Below are 19821 nucleotides of genomic sequence, written 5' to 3'. Positions count from 1 at the left end.
CATGCTCTGTAGAGGCGTTCAATGGGGGCGTCTCTGATATCAACTGTCAATCAACTGTTCGCCATTACTTTCTATCGCGTAATTAGGGTTTAAAGAAAAAGACGCTACATTTTCCGGAAAAACACACGTGTTTTTTAAAAATGTAGCGTCTTTTTCATGATAATCACGCGAGGGATGGAAACACTACCCGTCATCCGAACATCTACATCAGACAGCCCGGAAAATAACAAAGGCTATCCGTCAAGTTCTCACTCTCCGGATAGCCTGTTGTTATAAAGCGATTAAGCTTTTACCCGTAATTAATGTTTAGCCCACCAAAGCACGGTATGAATATCATCTTTTCCTCCGAGCAAACTAACAGCTTGATTATATCCTTCCGGCACATTGTTTTTCAAGAATGCCGGATAAGGAACACGTTGCGGGAAAAAGTCCCAACTATTCGTCATATAGTTCGACTCCGTCAAAGCCGGCATACCTTCCAACGGCAATTCTCTGGCCGGATTTTCGAAGAAAGGCAATCCTAACCGACGGTGATCACTCCATGCCTCAAGAGGTAACCAAGGAACTTGAGCAAGGAATTTCTGCGTAATAATCTTAGTAAGAAGATCGTTTCTGACACTGCCATTCTTATAGATCGTATTTACCGGATATTTGTAATCCATCGTTTTCGTTTCGCCGGTTTCTCCGTCCTTGTACTGCATCGAGACTGTGGCCGAAGGTTCTGCCACATGCTCCCATTTTACAGAAGTACCCACTCTGTTATAATTCTCAGAAGCAATGTAAGCTGCATAATGTTCGGAGACATTCCAATATTTAAAGCTTTCTTCAATACCCTTCTCATACGCAGCTTTACCACTCATCGGTACGGTCCATCCTTTTACCGCAGCTTCTGCAATCAGGAAATAAGATTCCCACGATGCAAAGAAAATACGCGACTCGGAACTGTTTCTGAATCGGTTCGCCAAACGAGGAAGACATCCCGGCCATCCTATCACTTTATTATAAGTTCCTTTCTTATCCCATGATCCTCCCACAGCGGCATTCCAGCAATAAGCAGCATCAATCTTCACGAGGGTATCCGTCTTCTCCGGATCGTTAGCTCTGGGTTTCAACAACGGACGCTCCGTCTTACTCGTCTGATCGGGTGCCCATGACGGGTATTTATTATATTCCGGATTATCGAACTGTCCGGGGATAATAAACGTCTTATAAGCACGCGGATCTATTTTGGCATGTAATCCGTCGAACCAATATCCGGCAGACGGGTCATTCGTTTTCGTCGTGAACTGCTGTTCATATTTTATACCCATCCAATTTTCGGATTTTACCTTTGCCAAGGCCTTTGTATCTCCTTTTACTTGCGACTCCGTACTCACACCACCTAATCCGATGTACAGATTATTAATTGTGGTAGACAGTCTTTGCGCATTCCACTCACGACTCATCACTCCGGTAAGCGGATCCCATCCCGGTTTTTCTTGAACCTTGAAGTTATCGCTCAGAGAAGCAATAAAGTCGCTGCCTTTAGCCGCATCTTCAAATTCTGCTTTGGCGCGTGCCGGATCAACATTCGAAATACGCATAGCCAAACGCATCCGCATCGAGTTACCGTACTTTTTCCATTTGCCAAAATCATACTGGTAAGCCGGGTCTGTTTTCTTTACCCGATCAATCACCGTCTTATCATTCATTTTGGCAACGGCATCTTTCAACTCTTTGAGCATAAAATCATAGATTTCCTCTACCTTGTTGAAATCCGGATTTACGCCCTGAAAGCCATTCATCGGTATCGGGCCGAACAAATCGGTCAATTCGCTCATCATATAAACCCGCCATATTCTGGCTACCTGCAATAAGTTATTGGAATACTCGTCTATATTGCCCGATTGAATTTTCATCTCGCCCACTTGTATGGCGGTGTTTACATCGCCCAACCATTTCGAGGCCTCATTAAAATAATCCGTTGTCCAACCGTTATCGGTATATCCTGTAGAGAGCGTTCCGATCCGGTCCATATGTCCGGCATCTTTCCAGTATAACACGAAAGCACGTTCGGCAACATGCGGATTCTGCTGCGCGCCAATAATGGAGCTGTTTATAAAATACTCAATCTGTACTTGATCTATATCGGCAGCTGTCGGATTCTTGTTAATCTCATCAAAATCACCACACGCGGTGAGCAACGCGGATAAACAAACGAATGCGCCTATCTTAAAATATATATTTTTCATAATGATTTTATTTTCTTTATGTTAGAAACTTACGGATAGATTAAAATAGAAAGACCTTGTAGTAGGAGGCGACAAACTTTCAAGACCTACGGCATTGCTACCGGTTGCATAAACCGACTCCGGATCAACGCCATTCAAATGGCTGGCAATCATCCACAGATTATTGGCGGACACTCCCACTTTGGCACCTTGCGCCCCGATCAGTTGAGCATACTTAAAAGGAACTTGATAGTTTAAAGCGATGTTACGGATACGAATATTCGTCGCATCAAACAAGTTATCTTCTGTAATACCTACGTTTCTGTTCGATCTTCCGGCTAAGGTAGTCCAAAAGACTTGCGACGATACTTCTTTCGTATTGGGAACATATTGATCGCCTTGTTTAACGACTCCGTCGTACACGATATTAGCACGCTCTCCATTGACTACTGTGGCTGCCGAACGTCCGTTCGATTTCAACAGGTAGTTGGTATAGGAATAAATCTTACCCCCGAAACGCGCGTCTAAAAGCACACTGAGTGAAAGATTTTTATATGTAAACGTATTTGTCAAGCCCAACAATAAGTTCGGCTGCTGATCGCCCAGATAATGACTTCCGTCGGCAGCCGTCGGGATTCCGTTCTCATCGACAATGATTTTACCGTAATGTTCGCTTTTCTCATCTTCCACCCGGGCATATTTACTTCCGTAAATGACTCCATAGCGTTCTCCTTTGGCAGCAAGAATCTGAATATTTTCGAATCCTTGTCCCAAGCCATACTGAGTCACCTCATCCGATAATTCAACTACCGTATTGATGTTTTTCGCGATATTCGCACTGAGGTCCCAGGCAAAATCACGTGAATCTACAGGACGCGCATTGATCATCAACTCAAATCCTTTGTTCTCGATATCTCCGGCATTGATTTTTTTAGCATTATATCCACTCAGCGGATTAATGGGAATATTCAGTAACTGATTCGTTGCATTCGATTTATAGAAAGCCAAGTCGAAGCCCAAACGATTGTTAAAGAATTTCGCTTCGATACCGATTTCGGTCGATTTAATCAATTCGTTTTTCACATTATCGTTATACAACACTCCATTTCTGCTGGCCGTCGTATTGCCGTTAGGGTCTTTACCGATGTTGAAGAAATTATACAATTGATAAGGTCCCATATCGTTACCTACAGCGGCGTACGAAGCTCTAAGTTTACCGTATGTCAGCCACGGAAGCGATTCAGTCTTCTGGAGAAGTTCGGAGAATACGAACGAGGTACTCACCGAAGGATAGAAGAATGAACGATTGGCTTTGCTAAGCGTAGAAGACCAGTCGTTTCGTCCGGTAAAATCTAAGAACAGGTATTTATCATAATTAAATTGGAGCGTTCCATACAACGAATTGATTTTATGTAATCCGTATCCTTGTGATACTCCGGGATGCCCTTTCGCATTATTCAACGAGAACAGATTAGGCACTTCCAATTCGCCCGTACTGGAAGAAATCGACGAATTCTCACGTCTCATCAAGTTACCGCCAAATGTCGCCGCCATACCTACTTTACCGAACAAATCATCTTTGCTGGCACTAAACAAATAACTCAAGTTCGTTTCGTTAAACACATTTTTTCCCAAACTGTATTTTCCGGTCGAAGTGAGTGGTCCTTTACCATACGTTTTTCCTTCCGTATTCGTCGTATACAAGTCAGTACCGGCTTTAATTTCTGCGCTCAGCCAGTCCGTGATCTGATATTTTAAAGAACCGTTCATCAAGAAACGATCTCTGTTATCGTCATTGATATTATACCGGTATGCCCAATAGGGGTTCAAACCACTTTTCGGATTATACCAAATATGGTTACCAAATTCATTAACTCCGGCTTCGAACTCACGAATATCGATTGTAGAAGGCATAGTCAAGACTGTACTCCAGAAGTTCTCCCCTTTATTTCCACCAATCGGACGATTGTGTACGGAGGTGTTAATATACTGAATCTTCACATCGGCCGTCCATCGGTTATCTTTTCCGAATCCGGCCACAAAACGGCTGATCAAATTCAGACGCTCGAGTTTCGATCCCGGTGCGATATCATTATTTAAAGAGTGCGTAAGAGAAGAATAAAGCGATGAACTTTTGCCTAATTGACGAGACAAAGCCACGGAGTTCTGCGTATTGATTCCCGTACGCATAAAGTTTCCGATATTGTCATAGTTTTGATGAGGAGCCTTGCTCTTATCCCACTTCTCTACTTCTTGTCCTTCGATTTTAGCTCCCCAGCTTGATCCGGACTCTGGATCATATACGCCGTTACTTCCCTGACCAAACACATTTTGCACCTCCGGAATCATAAAGACACTTTCAAAACCCGTTGTAGAGGAGAACGTAACGCCAAGTCCTTTCTGCGCACTACCCGTTTTCGTAGTAATCAAGATGACACCGTTACCGGCACGCGAACCATAAAGAGCCGCGGCAGAGGCACCTTTCAAAACCGAAAGCGATGCAATATCTTCCGGGTTCAAGTCACCCAGACCATTACCCATATCCATGCTCGGATTCCAAAAGTCATTGTTGCTTGCCCCCGTAAAGTTGTCCATAGGCACACCGTCTACCACGATCAACGGCTGGTTATCTCCGGTCAACGAATTATTACCACGAAGTACAATCTTAGACGATCCTCCGACGCCGTTACTACCTTTAACAACCTGCAAACCGGCGATCTTACCGGACAGCGCATTCGCCATATTCACCTCTCTGGACTGAATAATCTCATCACCTTTAATTTCTTGCAAGGCATATCCCAACGATTTCTTCTCACGTTTAATACCCAACGCCGTCACCACTACTTCGCCCAGCATTTCACTGTCTTCTTCGAGTGTTACATTAATCGTTGTTTGACCGTTGACAGCTACTGTCTGCGCCTTCATTCCTACGTAACTGAACATGAGGCTCGCATTGCTGCGTACATCGGTCAAGGTATACTTCCCGTCATAATCCGTTATGGTACCCTGATTCGTGCTTCCCGCAACCGAAACGGTGGCTCCGATCAGCGGTTCATTGTTCCGATCCGTCACGGTTCCCCGCACGGTAATCGTTTGCGCCGAAAGCGAAAGGGTCGAGATACACAGCAACAGTGTAAGCAGACCTCTCGCTCCAAAAAGTTTTTTTACTTTCATGCTTTTTTGTTTTTTAAGTTATACAATAGAATTTATTCAGTTGATTCTATCCGGAATACCGGTGGCATGGCTGCCCCGGTATTTCGCATCGATAAAATTTCCGTTTTTTGTTACGCGCCTTCTTCGGGCTCTTCCTTTTTAGGCTTCCGGTTGCTTTGGCGGGCTTCTTTGAGCAGTTCGTCGAGGTCGTGATACAAGTCCTCCCAACCTGCCACATCTTTCATAGCCGACACGAGCGAGAACACATTGCGCAGCGCCTGTTCCAATTCGCGCCGCGCGCTCGAGGCCGACATCTTTTGCCGCAAAGCCGAATTGGCATCCGTCTGCTCGGCGCTCATCTTTTCAAACGCGGACTGCGCCAACCGCAACGCTTCGTATTCGTCCTTGGCTACGGCTGTAGAAAGATGACCCATATTTTCCGGCTCATCGAGCCGTTTAATCAACGTCCGTATCACAATATTTTCGTCGGCATACGACAAGTTGTTAATATCGCCCGTTTCTTCAAAGACCGTCAGCAAGGCTTCGGCCGCTTTGCCTTTGGAGGTATGGCTGAATGCCGCCATTCCTTGAAGCATCCGACGAAGGTTGCGAAACAGTGTGTCGCGCAGCATATCGGCCTGCGCCACCGGATCGCCCAGACCGCTATACGTATTCTTGATCACGACATCCTGATACTCCTTGTTCTTGGCTTTCAATACTTCGACAATCGGATTATGTTGCAGTACTCCGCTCTGATATGCCGGCGAAACGACCTCGAGCGTTCGGTTCGACAAGTTACCCAATACTTTGGTAGATAATTTAGAATAAGCAATACGTAACATAAAATGAATATTTAAGGGGTTAAAAGAATCGGTTGTCGGGATAAACAAACAATCTCCGGAAAGCCTGATGAGCTGCGCGAAGATTGCCGGAGGTCTCCGGAAAGCCTAATGAACCGCGCGGAGATGTCCGGACGCCTCCGGAAAGCGTAACGAACCGTGCAGAGATTGCCGGAGGTCTCCGGAAAGCCTAATGAACCGCACGGAGATGTTCGGACGCCTCCGAAAAGCGTAACGAACCGCGCGGAGATGTTCGGACATCTCCGGAAAGCGTAATGAACTGCGCGGAGATGTTCGGACGTCTCCGATAAGCGTAATGAGATGTGCGAAGATTGCCGGACACCTCCGATAAGCGTAATGAGGAGCGCGGAGATGTTCGGACACCGGACGAAATATAAAAAAAACGTAAAAACGTTCGAACGAAAGAAGAATGATTCTGAGACAGACGCTTCAAGCAGCAAAATACATGTTAAATACCCCCCCCTGTTATTAACATTCATTATAATGAAAGAGGTATTTCTTTGCCGATTAAGATACGGTTCGCAAGCTATCGGCCATTTCAATTTAAAAGTACAGAAGTTCATTCTTCACTTAGGATTTTTGCAGTCGCAAAGGTAAAATATTTTTTTAAAATATGAAGCAGGCTTCTTATATGTTATATAACATTTTTTAGCACGCCGCGCGTTGTTTCTCTTCCGCCGCACTCAATAAAAAAAGCTGCCCGCGTAAACATCTATTTACGGGGCAGCCTCTGATCAGTACTCCAGAGTACCGGAGAGAAGAAACGGTTGCTTATTCAACCATCACTTTGTAAACGCGACCGTCCATGACTACGGTATAGAATCCGGCGGCTAACGGAAGACCCGTATTACCTTGTGGAATCATCTGCTGGGTATACAGTCGTCCGTCAAGCGTATAGATTTGCATCATCGTAGCATATTGAGCTTCGATATAGAGGTGCTGTCTGTGCGCCCACACTTTATGTTCGGGTATCAACGCGTTGGAAACGGGGCTGACTCCGTTGATCGACACGTCAAGAGCTTCCCAGACTTTCAGGATGGTCACGGTTACGCTACCGTCGCTGTTTTTCTGCATCAGGATACCGTGCTTGTCGCGAACGGGAATACCCGTCGTTACCGTTAGGTACTCGAGGCTGTATCCGGCTTTCGGCCGTACGGTAAAGACAAAGTTTTCATGTCCCTTTACCATGTGGATTCCGGCTCCCGGCTCAGTAATCAATCCCGGCACTTCGGGCAAGGTCACCGGACGCGAGATCGGATTGAATATAATGTCGCCGGCATTGTATTCATACGCTCCGATATCCACACGGCTCTCGCTGATACGCTCCTTATGGTTCAAATCGAAGCGTAAGCCCGAATGGAACGATGACTTCGGATACTGTAAAATTACATCCCATGGCGTGTTGATCTGCAGCGGCGTAACGTTATAACCGGACTCTACCGCCGGACTCGAATGCGTAAGCTTGTAATCACCGCGACGCATCGTCACCCCGTCACTCTCAAACCCTTTGCGCCTGAACAACGGATCGCGATCCATATTGCCCTGACTGTCGCGCCCGATCGCCGCGTTCCATCCGTTCGATGTTCTCGAACCGCCGATGATGCTGAACGCATAAAGGGGAGAACCGCCGTCATTGACCACATCATTCGTCTCCGGAGCGCTTTCCGTAGCCACGTTGCCCCAGATAATCGTATTCGTAATTACGGGACTGCTTGCCCTGTTATAAAATCCACCGCTACGCTTAGCCTTGTTTCCGCTAATCGTCACATTCACCATACGCAATTCGCCACCATCATTGTAAAGACCGGCGCCTTCAGGCGACTGGTTTCCGCTGATCTCGGTATTGACAATCAGCGATGCCGGATGACCAGACAACGGAGCAGGCAGATAGATTCCCCCACCCTGCTTGGTCGCTACGTTATCACGGATAATCGAGTTCGCAACCGTACCCGAAGCGCTTTCATAAAGCACACCGGCACCTCGTTCGGCCCGTCCGTCTTCAATCATGAATCCGTCGATACGGCTTCCCGTCGAGTTTCTTATTCTCCATACCGATGCTCCGTTTCCTTTTACAACCGTCGGATGTTGAGCAATGTTACGTTGATACAGATATTCTTCCGTCCCTTCGAAACCGCCATAAATCTCGATACTGTCTTGCAGGATATCGAAAGATCGTCCGGACACCGGCTGATACGTTCCTTTGGCCACCCAGATACGGTCGCCCACCGTCGCACGTGCAAGCGCGTCAGTAATGGTCAGGAAAGCATCTTGCCAAGAGGAGCCGTCTTTCCGTCCTCCCGTCGCCCGGTGATCGACAAAGAACCCAAGCGAACGCTGACCGATCTGGATATTCGTCGATAATCGCTTGCTGCATCGGATACCGGCATACGTAAAGGTCACATCGACGGTAACCGACTTGTCACCCATCGTGCCCCAAGTAACCATCAGCGAATCGGCCGAAGATTTTCGGATCACTCCTCCTCCGGAAACACTCCAGTTCGAAGTAACATGCGGCCACATCTCGCGCGGAATATCGAGCACAAATTCCTGTGCGCGGTTCAATTTAGCCCCTGTCGTCGTAATATAACGGATCGAAGAACGATTGTTTTCCATCAGGAAGTAAACATGCAATGTGTCATTGATGATCTTCGTTCCATAGTTTGTGCTGCACACATAACGTCCGGATTTCTTCGCATCGATGTTCATGGTTGTCAGTATTTGACCGTCGGGTAATATCCATTGCCAAGATTTTCCTTGCGGGTCGCCATACAATTTACGGGGCCCCTCACAAACAAACAGCGTATCGTTGATATTGCCCGGATGGTTGTTGTTCAGACTGTGCAGGCTCTTGGTCCAATGTGCATCGAAGTTCAGTTCGCCGGTCGTTTGATCGGGAATCGTAAATGCCAGCGTCATCGGAACCGTCGGCATTTCGCGGCACGTCCATCCGATAAAGACGGTATTCGGGTCGAGATGGGTCGGTTCGGTTACCACATCGACCGGCAACTGGGTCACGTTATAACTAGATGGATTTCCCGGCACATGAACACCTCCGCCCAAATGATAATGCAAGGTATAATTGTCTAACTCCCACGTAGCCGTAAAAGTCAGGTTACCCGGCACCCCAGGCATCGTGTTGTCGATCCGGAACGGATCCGTCGTACCCGGCAGTCCGTGCCCGGTCCAGCCCTTGAAGGTATATCCTAAGCGGGTCGGGGTCAAGTCTACGTCAAGAGGCAAATCCGTAACATTATATCCGGCTAAATTAGACGGAATAGTCGGATTCACGCCATTATTCGGATCGAACGTAATCGTGTAAGCATTGGCACTCCAATTGGCGGTATAGTTCAATTCGCCGGTCGTGCCCTGAGGAACCGTAACGGTGGTTTGCGGTACGGAACCGTTACTACCGGTCCACCCCACGAACGTCCAACCGCTCCGTGTCGGAGGCACCAAATTAAATGTAGGAGACTCAATCGTGTAGGACGTAACATGACCGGCCCCTGCCGTTCCATTCTCCAACGTATAATGGATCGCATACGTAATCGGATTCCAATTGGCCGTATACGTCAGGTTCTCGGGTGTTCCCGGTGTAGAGAACGTACTGGCCTGCACATTGATGGTCTTGTTCGCGACGGTTAAGTCGTGTCCTGTCCAACCCGTAAAGTCATACCCCGTACGCGTCGGCTGGTTGGCTGAAGCGGTCGTGTTAACGGTAAACGGTACATCCGTAATCTTAAACGTTGCCTTGTTCGGTGTAGCCGATGCCGTTCCGTTATTCAGGTTATACGTAATGGTATATCCGTTTTCCGACCATGTAGCCGTATAATCCCGCTGTCCGATAGAACCGGTAGGAATCGTCACCGATGTAGACGGAGCAGTCAAGTCTGTTCCTGTCCAACCGGCAAACGTATATCCCGTGCGGGTCGGGTTGTTCAGCGTAATGGCCGGAGTCGTTACCTGATAAGACGCAGGATTCGTCGGAGTAACTGTTCCTCCATCCAGTGTATACGTTATATTATAGGTAATGATATTCCAGCCGGCCACGTAAACCAGATTGCCCGGCACGGTGGGAGTAGCATCCGTAATGCTGAAAGGCGCTGTCTGATTCGTCTGTCCCGGACCTGTCCAACCGGTAAAATCATATCCCAGACGGGTAGGAGTCACGCTGATATTATTCAAAGGCAAATCCGTCATATTATACCCTAACCATTGCGTCGGTATATTCGTCGGATTCACGCCCTGATTCGGATCGAAGGTAATCGTATAGGCATTAGCCGACCACGTAGCCTTATAACTTCTGTTTCCGGTCGAACCTTGCGGGATCGTTACAGACTGGCTGGCAGACGCCAACTCTGTGCCCGTCCAGCCGACAAATGTCCAACCCGGCTTCGTGGGATTCGTCAGGGTAATATCATTGTCGGTAACCTGATACGTTGCAGGATTACCCGCCACCGTTCCTCCGTCGAGGTCGTAACTGATATTATAGGTAATGATATTCCAACCGGCAGTATAAACCAGATCACCGGGAACACCGGCTGTCGTCGAGGCAATCGTAAACGGAGCCGTCTGATTCGTCTGTCCGTGACCTGTCCAACCGGCAAACGTATAACCCGTACGAGTAGGTATCACGTTCGCAGTAAGCGGCAAAGTCGTCATCTTGTAACCGGCCAGATTAATGGGAATCGTAGGATTCGTTCCTCCGTTCGCATTGAATGTAATCGTATAATCATCGGCCGTCCAGATCGCCCGATAAGTCTGATCAGCATGCGAAGCCGACTCTTTTGCGATTGTAATAGCCTGGCTTCCGCTTGCTCCGGCACCCCCCGTCCAACCGACAAATGTCCAACCGGGCTTAGTAGCCGTTACATGAAATGTTTTCGGAAGCTGCGTATCGTCAAACTGCGTGGGTGCGCCGGCGGATACCGTCGTAAGTGGCGTCGTGCCGTTATCGTCAACATACTTTATCGTATAAGTAACAGGAGTCCACGTAGCAGTATACGAACGCGCCCCCGTAGAGCCGGTCGGAATTGTCACATTCAAAGTCGGGCCACCAAGGTCCGTACCGGTCCAGCCGGCAAACGTGTAACCCGACTTGGTAGGAGGAGTCAACGTGATTGGAGCAGAAGTCACCTGATAAGTCGAAGGGTTAGCAGACGCCCCGACAGTTCCACCGTCGAGTGAATACGTAATATCGTAATTTATCACCGTCCATTTCGCTTTGTACGTCTGATGGGCGTGAGAAGCGGCTGCTTTCGGAATCGTCACATCAGGTGTCCCCCCGGCTCCGGCTCCTTGCTCCCATCCTTCGAATGTCCAACCCGCTTTAGTCGCTGTTACGGTAAAAGCCTTCGGCAACTCTGTGTCGTCAAACTGTGTGGGAGCTCCGGCCGATAGTGCTCCGGCAGGCAACTCTGTCGTTCCGTTATCATCTACATATTTAATTGTATACGTAATTGGAGTCCATGTGGCCGTATAGGTCCGGTCTCCGGTAGAGCCTAACGGAATCTGCACCGACGTAGACGAACCGGTAATACCCGTTCCCGTCCAGCCAGCAAACGTATAGCCCGAACGACTCGGATTATTAAGCGTAATCGTAGGGGTTGTGACATAATATTCATCCGGGTTCGCCGTAGTCACCATCCCTTCGGCCAGATTGTAGGAAATCGTATATCTGTCGGCCGTCCACGTTGCCGTATACGAACGATGCCCGACAGATCCCTGCGGAATCTGTACCGACATGCTCGTTCCCGTAATATCCGTTCCGGTCCAGCCGGCAAACGTATAGCCCTTACGTGTAGGATTTGTGAGCGTAATCGTTTGCGTCGTATAGGTATACGTCGTAGGATTCGCGGTCGCAACTGCTCCTCCTCCTAAATCATAACTCAAGTTATACGTATCCAGAATCCATTGTGCCGTATAAGTTAAATTACCGGGCACCCCGTTTGTCGTAGAGGCAATCGAGAACGGAGCCTTATGATTCGTCAGACCGTGGCCTGTCCATCCGTTAAAGGTATATCCTGTACGTGTAGGTGTCACACTGACGCCACTCAGCGGCAACTTGGACATATCGTAACTTGTCCATTCCGGCTGAATAGCGGGATTCACCCCATCATTCGGATTGAATGTAATCGTATAGGTTATCGGATTCCACGTGGCCGTATATATCTGATTTGCATGCGTGTTGTCGGGGATAGTAATCACTTTTCCACCATCAGCTCCGGCACCGCCCGTCCAGCCGGTAAACGTCCAACCCGGTTTGGTCGGTTCATTGTTAATGGTAAGCGGCAACTGCGGATCATTGAATTGCGTCGGCGCTCCCGGAACGGTAATATTAGCCGAACCATCCTTATACGTAATGGTATAATTAATCGGCGTCCAATTAGCCGTATATTCGCGATTTCCGGTCGAGCCTCGCGGAATCTTCACATCCATCACTTGACCGCTTAGCCCCGTTCCGGTCCAGCCGGTAAACGTATATCCCGAACGGGTAGGCCTGTTCAAGCTCAGTTCGGGCGATTCGATGGTATAGTCCGCCGGATTGGACGCCGTTCCTCCGTTCAGATGATAAGTCAACGTATAATTGATCGGCACCCAATTAGCCAGATACGACAAGTTTTGAGGATCTCCAGAAGACACGAATACGGCATTCGTTACATGTACGGTTTTTGTAGCCGAAGTAGCATTAGGCCCAGTCCAACCGGTAAAATCATAGCCGGTACGGGTAGGCTGATTCGCGGTAGCCGTAGAATTAATATCAAAAGGCACCTCCGTAATCTTATATTGGGCTTTATTCGGTGAAGCCGGAGCATTACCGGAATTGTAATTATACGAAATCGTATACGTATTTTCCGTCCAGTTAGCAGTATAATTTTTATTCCCGGTAGATCCTTGAGGGATCGAGACCGAAGTATTGGGAGATGTCCCGTTGCTACCCGTCCAGCCCGTAAAAGTAAAGCCGGGCTTTCTGGGAGCCTTCAGCGAGAAGCTCGGCGTGTTCACGTCATATAACGTTGGGTTCCCTCCGTCTTGCTCTACTCCACCATTGAGCGTATACGTAATGGTATAGTTGTCAAGCCCCCAGTCGGCACGAAGTGTAAGGTTCTTATCCGTACGAGCGGGAATAACAAACGGTTTTGCCGGGGTTGTAATATTCAGCTCCTGACACGTCCATCCCTTAAATGTATATCCTTTGCGTGTCGGCTCGTTATCAATCGTCACCGACTGATCATATAAGAAAGTCGTCGGATTGGATATAGTCGGCGCTGTTCCTCCATTATATTCGTATGTAATTTTAAGCTTGGGATGTACCTTGATTGTAAATGTCTTGGGCGTTCCGGGACAAGCACCTTGCGGGGTAGCGGTAATCGTAGCCGTGATCGGAGCCGTACTCTCGTTTTTCGCAATAAACGAAGGCAAATTCCCATTTCCGGAAGAAGAATTCAGACCGATGCTCGTATTCGAGTTTGTCCAACTCACAGTTGCGTTCGACGGATTCGTTGCAAACGTTACGGCAGGCACATTCTGTCCGTAATGATATTCCAGATTCGGCAAGTTCGTCGTAATCGTAGGACGAACTTCATCATCCTGAATCGTAATAGTTGCCCGATTATTTGTGGGACTTTTTTGTATCAAATCATTGCATTGTCCGGGATCATCAATCGATATTTGGAAAGTACGGTCAGTATTACATTCGGTATTGCCTTTGATCGTGATATTATTCAGGGTTATTTCTTTCGCTGTACTATAATCTCCGGCAGGAATAGTAACCCCTTTCACATAAGTATAATGAGGACCTTGCTGGGCGGTACCGTTATGCAACGTAAAATTGCATACCTGATCCTGAGTTAACCGCCCCCCACTGACACGGATTTTGACCGTATTGGTTGTATGATCGCTGTTTCCTTCCGGTTCGGAATAGGCATTGGAGGTAAGTTCAACAGTTACCGCTGAAGAAGATAATCCGGAAACCGAAGGATCATTCACCGGTGTAGTATCAAATTCTCCTTGATTGTTTCCGTAACCGTGCAACACCTGCTTGGCAAATACTTGTCCGGCAGAAGTAAAAGGCCCAATAGTAAACTCTACGGCAACTCCGTCATCTACACACGTCGTATTGATTGTATTCGTCAATTTAATATCTGAACCTATATTATTACGAGAACTATAAGATCCGGTATAATAGCTTCGGAATCCGTTTTTTGTTTTAAAACCGTGAGTGGAAGGATATGTCGGATTATTTTCTCCACCACCACAGCTACCTCTGTCTGTTTCTGACCGGTAGTTTCCTATAAGCTCACCGGTGCCGTTTATTGAACGATAGCCTCGTGAGCCGTCTTTTCCCAAAATATAAGTATCATGAGATAAATAGAGATGTAAAAGTTGATTCTCTCCAGAAGCAGACAAATTAGAAGCTGCTCTTACAAAATAATCTACATAGAAATAGTTATTGGGATGCGTATAAGTCACATTGATTGTCACATAGAACAAATCCGATGAGATAGTAGACCGCACCCATCCGGTAATACTGGTCGTATACGTATTGCCATTCTGTTGTACAGGGGTCGTAGAGCAAGCGGTCAAAGTTGCTGTTGATGTATTATATGAATTCCCCTTACTGAAACGGAATGTTAGAGGCACTCCCCCCGTAGCACCATTTGGCCAAACATTCGAACAACAATACTGAGCCATATTATTTCGATAAACTGCTAACGCTCCATTTGTATTTACCTGAATTTTCAGCCCATCATTTAATCCGGTTCCTCCGGATGGATTGATTACTTGAGCACTCTGCGCCCATATTCCGGTACCAGAGCATAATATAAGACACGCCATCAGCCAGAAACGCAGCATATTTTTATGCGCATACTCTGCTATGGAAACAGTGAAGGTATTCCACCTTCGTCGAATAACGTTATTTTCTTTCATTATTATTCATCGATTATTTTAGTTTGTGTATGTAGTAAATTTAATATCCCAGAAAAAAGAACACTACATAACCTACCCACTCGGGCGGGAAACCTGCATCTATACGAAAAGAAGGCTTCTCATCCAACGTATACACCTGCCCTTCGTATAGCAAAGCTACGTGATCAACCTTACCGCTTCGGATTTCTACACGATAAAATCGATTTTCCGAAGGAACATAGTAACCCACTAATTGGCTTTCCTTGTTAATGTATTCTATCCGGTTGCTATCCGGCTGACGGATATAATTAATGCCCAAATCTTCGCGACGCGCTCCGTCCAACACTTCAATCATTCGCCCCTCTTCAATCAGAAAGGTTGATCCGGTAACATTGATTTGTTCGTTGTTTATTTTTGTTGCTATTACCCGTCCTTGCTTGTCATACAACGATTGTGCATAACTTTTTCCTGCAAAACAAGGCAATAAAAGCAATAAAAGTAATGTATAACTTTTCATTTCTATCGCCTGATTACTAAACTCCATAAATTCAATGCGACAAAGATAGATAAATTATCAATTATACCGTCATTCAGGCGCAAGTTATTCTGAAACGTGAACAAAATAGTGAAAACTTCAACAATAACCACAAAAAAACGAAAGACAGACTCTGCTCTGTAACTTCCAGACTCACGAATATTTTCATCCGCAAGCCAGAATAAAAAACAGAGACAATAATCAGTTGCGCTTCTTGACCCTGCTACCACAACAAAAACAAACGACTCATAAAGTCAAACTATATCCATACTAAACAAGCACTACAAAACAAAAAAAGAGTTCTAAAAAACTCTGGTAAAAATACTCTCCCCAAAAAAGCATTACAGAAAAAGAATTATTTTTGCATCTTCAAAATGAACGTTGAATCATACAAAGAACATGACAGCAGAGATAAATAAAAAAGAGCGTTTGCTCTCACTTGACGCGCTACGAGGCTTCGATATGCTTTTTATCATGGGACTGGCCGACCTGATTCAGGCCTTCTCTCGACCGTGGCCGGGTACCGAAACAGCCGAGTGGATGGCTCGACAAATGGAACATGTAGAATGGCACGGTTGGGTACACCACGACACCATTTTCCCCTTATTCCTTTTCATTGCGGGCATTTCCTTTCCGTTCTCACTCGCCAAACAACGCGCCAGTAAACACACAGAAAAACAGATCACCTTGAAAGTTGTAAAACGCGGTCTCATACTCGTACTGCTCGGCATGGTTTATAACGGACTGTTCAACTGGAACTTTTATGATCTGCGCTGCGCAAGTGTACTTGGACGGATCGGATTGGCATGGATGTTTGCCGCACTGCTCTTTATGAAATTCAGACCGAAAATGCTAACTGTCATTTCAACGGTCATTCTGATCGGCTATTGGTTGCTACTGTGGCTTGTGCCGGAAGGAGATGATCCATTCTCGTTCGAACACAATTTGGTCGGAACGATAGATCGTATCATGCTTCCGGGTAAATTAATCTACGGCGATAATTACTTTGATCCCGAAGGAATATTAAGCACCTTTCCTGCCATTGTGACAGCTCTGCTCGGAATGTTAACCGGAAAGTTCGTCAAAAGCCCGGAAAAGAAAATTTCAGGCTATAAGAAGTCGCTCTATATGCTTGCTGCCGGCATCGTACTGATGCTTATCGGCTACCTCTGGGATACGGTTTTTCCTATCAACAAGCAACTTTGGACAAGTAGTTTTGTCTGTGTTTTGGCCGGCTATTCGCTGATCATGTTCGCGCTGTTTTATTATATCATCGATGTAGAAGGTTATCGACGCTGGACGTTGTTTTTCAGGGTTATTGGTATGAACTCGATCACCATTTACCTCGCGCAACGTATCATCGACTTTCAACACATTTCCGACTTTTTTATTGCAGGACTTGCCGCCAAATTTCCTGAAGTATGGGAAAATATTCTCAACGGTTGCGGATACATCGCTGCCTGCTGGCTATTCCTTTACTTTTTATATCGGAAGCAAATCTTTCTGAAAGTGTAGAAACACTTTATATTCGAAAAAGAGAGGGAAGAATGAAAACAATGAAACATGTAACATTTCATTGTTGTTCTACTAGGATTCGAACCTAGACAAACAGGACCAGAATCTGTTGTGCTACCATTACACCATAGAACAATGGGAAGTAGGAAAGAGTTTCTCTTCTTTCCGGGTGCAAAATTACATATATTTTTTTTCCCGCCAAAAAATAATGACTTATATTTGTCCCGCAGAATTGAAAAAAGCAAGAATGAATCAAACAAAAACACTTGTCAATGCGGTCGTTAAAGGCCTGCAAGAAAAAAAAGGAAAACGAATCGTTACAGTAGATATGAGTCAATTATCGGGAGCGATTTGCGAATATATGGTCATTTGTGAAGGGAACAGCCCGACACAAGTATCGTCACTCTCCGACTCCGTTTGGGACATCGTCCGCACAGATGCCGGCGAGAAACCACTCTCGATGGATGGCAACCGAAATGCACAATGGATTGGGATGGATTATGGCACGGTTCTTGTTCATATCTTTATGCCCGAACAACGATCGTTCTATAATCTGGAAAATCTATGGGCCGATTCGAAGATTAAAGCCATTCCCGATTTAGACTGAACGTTTCGGTTTGATATATAATGTATGGAAGAAAAAAATAATTTGCCGAAAAACGATAGCGGCAACAAGCCTAAATTCCGTTTCAACCTGTATTGGATGTACGGAATTGTTTTTGTCGCGTTGATGGGACTATATCTGATGAATGATTTCTCGGCTTCGAAAGAGTTGGGATGGACCGAATTTCAGCAGTTAGCTGCCGACAACGTATTCGATAAAATGGTCGTCCACAATCGTAAAAACCTTTTGGAGGCTACTGTCAAGAGTGACCACCGGAAACGAATTTTCACCCGTGAAGAAGAACAGTTCGGAACGGAAGCAAAGGTATATGTCAAAATCCCTTCGGCCGATAAGTTCTCGGATTTTTACGACAAAATGGTGGCCGAGAAGCAAATCTCGGCACAGTTAAGTTTCAAGGAAGGAGATGATACGCTATGGAACTTGCTCGTATCCATCGGGCCTTTCATTATCATCATTTTACTGTGGCTGTTCTTTATGCGTCGCATGGCAGGGGGAGCAGCCGGAGGACCGGGCGGCGTTTTCAGCGTAGGAAAATCAAAGGCGCAGCTTTTCGACAAAAATTCGCATGTCAAAGTGACATTTAAAGACGTGGCCGGACTTGTCGAAGCCAAACAGGAAGTAGAAGAAATCGTCTCGTTCCTGAAAAATCCGGGAAAATATACCGAATTAGGCGGAAAAATTCCCAAAGGAGCTTTGTTGGTAGGCCCTCCGGGAACAGGAAAAACGCTTTTAGCCAAAGCAGTAGCCGGCGAAGCGCATGTACCGTTTTTCTCCCTCTCCGGCTCGGATTTTGTGGAAATGTTTGTCGGTGTCGGGGCATCGCGTGTGCGCGACTTATTCCGTCAGGCGAAAGAAAAAGCTCCTTGTATCGTATTTATCGACGAGATCGACGCCGTAGGACGGGCTCGCGGAAAGAATGCCAATATGACAAGCAATGACGAACGTGAAAGTACACTGAACCAGCTGCTGACCGAAATGGACGGCTTCGGTTCGAACAGCGGCGTGATCATCCTCGCTGCTACGAACCGCGCCGATGTGCTCGACAAAGCGCTATTGCGCGCGGGACGCTTCGACCGTCAAATTCATGTCGAACTGCCCGACTTGAACGAACGAAAAGAAATCTTCGGCGTACATCTTCGACCGATTAAAATCGATTCATCGGTCGATACCGATTTTCTGGCACGCCAAACACCGGGCTTCTCGGGAGCAGATATTGCAAACGTATGCAACGAAGCAGCCCTGATTGCAGCAAGAAACGGTAAAAGTTTCGTGCAGAAAGAAGATTTTATGAATGCCGTCGACCGGATCGTGGGTGGTCTGGAAAAACGAACCAGAATTACGACAGCAAAGGAACGTAAAAGCATCGCCTACCACGAGGCCGGCCATGCCTCCATCAGCTGGTTGCTGGAACACGCCAATCCTCTCGTTAAAGTGACCATCGTACCTAGAGGAAAAGCACTTGGAGCCGCATGGTATCTACCGGAAGAACGGCAGATTACTACACGTGAGCAACTATTAGACGAGATGTGTGCGACGCTTGGCGGGCGCGCGGCAGAAGAAGTTTTCCTCGGCGAAATCTCTACCGGAGCTTCGAACGATCTGGAGCGTGTTACCAAACAGGCATACGCGATGGTCACCTATTTTGGCATGAGCGAACGACTGCCTAACCTGAATTATTACGATTCCACAGGGCAGGAATGGGGCTTTACCAAACCTTACAGTGAAGAAACGGCACAACTGATCGATAAGGAAGTACAAAGCATGATTAACTCGCAGTTCGAACGTGCCAAACGTATTTTGACCGAGCACGCGGCTCAACACAATCAATTGGCTGAAAAACTGCTGGTAGCCGAAGTGATCTATTCGGAAGATTTGGAGGCGATTTTCGGAAAACGCCCTTGGGTTTCTCGCTCACAGGAAATCATGGAGCAACAGGATGGTTCCACAAACCAGTCGTCTCCTATTCCGGAATCGGTTCAACATACGGAAACGGAAGTAGGCTTTTAAAAGACGCTG

Annotated in this window: 8 protein-coding genes and 1 tRNA gene; 3 read left to right on the top strand and 6 right to left on the bottom strand. The window is 46.7% G+C overall.

Features of this window, described 5'->3' with window-relative positions; genetic code table 11:
* Positions 1 to 299: 299 nt before the first annotated feature.
* The 5 genes from EII41_RS02880 to EII41_RS02860 form a co-directional block, all read right to left on the bottom strand.
* Positions 300 to 2231, bottom strand: a complete 1932-nt coding sequence (locus tag EII41_RS02880; RefSeq protein WP_124789344.1) for a SusD/RagB family nutrient-binding outer membrane lipoprotein — start codon at positions 2229 to 2231, stop codon at positions 300 to 302.
* 21 nt (positions 2232 to 2252) lie between these two features.
* Positions 2253 to 5384, bottom strand: a complete 3132-nt coding sequence (locus tag EII41_RS02875) for a SusC/RagA family TonB-linked outer membrane protein (protein ID WP_124789343.1) — start codon at positions 5382 to 5384, stop codon at positions 2253 to 2255.
* Between the two features lie 110 nt (positions 5385 to 5494).
* Positions 5495 to 6205 carry a DUF6261 family protein gene (locus EII41_RS02870; protein ID WP_124789342.1) on the bottom strand — a complete coding sequence of 237 codons (711 nt, stop codon included), beginning with the start codon at positions 6203 to 6205 and terminating at the stop codon, positions 5495 to 5497.
* Positions 6206 to 6994: 789 nt separating this feature from the next.
* Entirely contained in the window at positions 6995 to 14356 is a 7362-nt protein-coding gene (locus tag EII41_RS02865; RefSeq protein ID WP_185711810.1) for an InlB B-repeat-containing protein, read from the bottom strand.
* Between the two features lie 835 nt (positions 14357 to 15191).
* Positions 15192 to 15647, bottom strand: coding sequence for a hypothetical protein (locus EII41_RS02860; RefSeq protein WP_124789340.1), 456 nt, complete (start codon positions 15645 to 15647; stop codon positions 15192 to 15194).
* 417 nt (positions 15648 to 16064) lie between these two features.
* Between EII41_RS02860 and EII41_RS02855 the strand changes: the two genes are divergently transcribed.
* Complete coding sequence (locus EII41_RS02855; protein WP_124789339.1) at positions 16065 to 17180, top strand: acyltransferase family protein; 1116 nt, start codon at positions 16065 to 16067, stop codon at positions 17178 to 17180.
* A 64-nt stretch (positions 17181 to 17244) separates the two neighbouring features.
* Here EII41_RS02855 and EII41_RS02850 read toward each other — a convergent pair.
* Positions 17245 to 17315 (bottom strand) — tRNA-Gln (locus EII41_RS02850).
* 112 nt (positions 17316 to 17427) lie between these two features.
* On the opposite strand from EII41_RS02850, the gene rsfS reads away from it, so the two are divergent.
* Both rsfS and ftsH read left to right on the top strand, forming a co-directional pair.
* Complete coding sequence (gene rsfS, locus EII41_RS02845; RefSeq protein ID WP_124751634.1) at positions 17428 to 17787, top strand: ribosome silencing factor; 360 nt, start codon at positions 17428 to 17430, stop codon at positions 17785 to 17787.
* Positions 17788 to 17811: 24 nt separating this feature from the next.
* Positions 17812 to 19812 (top strand): ATP-dependent zinc metalloprotease FtsH, encoded by a 2001-nt coding sequence (gene ftsH, locus EII41_RS02840; protein ID WP_124789338.1) that lies wholly within the window; start codon positions 17812 to 17814, stop codon positions 19810 to 19812.
* Positions 19813 to 19821 lie beyond the last annotated feature (9 nt).

Origin of the sequence: Tannerella forsythia (assembly GCF_003860135.1) — a bacterium.
Taxonomy (GTDB): Bacteria; Bacteroidota; Bacteroidia; order Bacteroidales; family Tannerellaceae; genus Tannerella; species Tannerella forsythia_A.
This window is presented reverse-complemented; position numbering and strand designations above follow the sequence as displayed.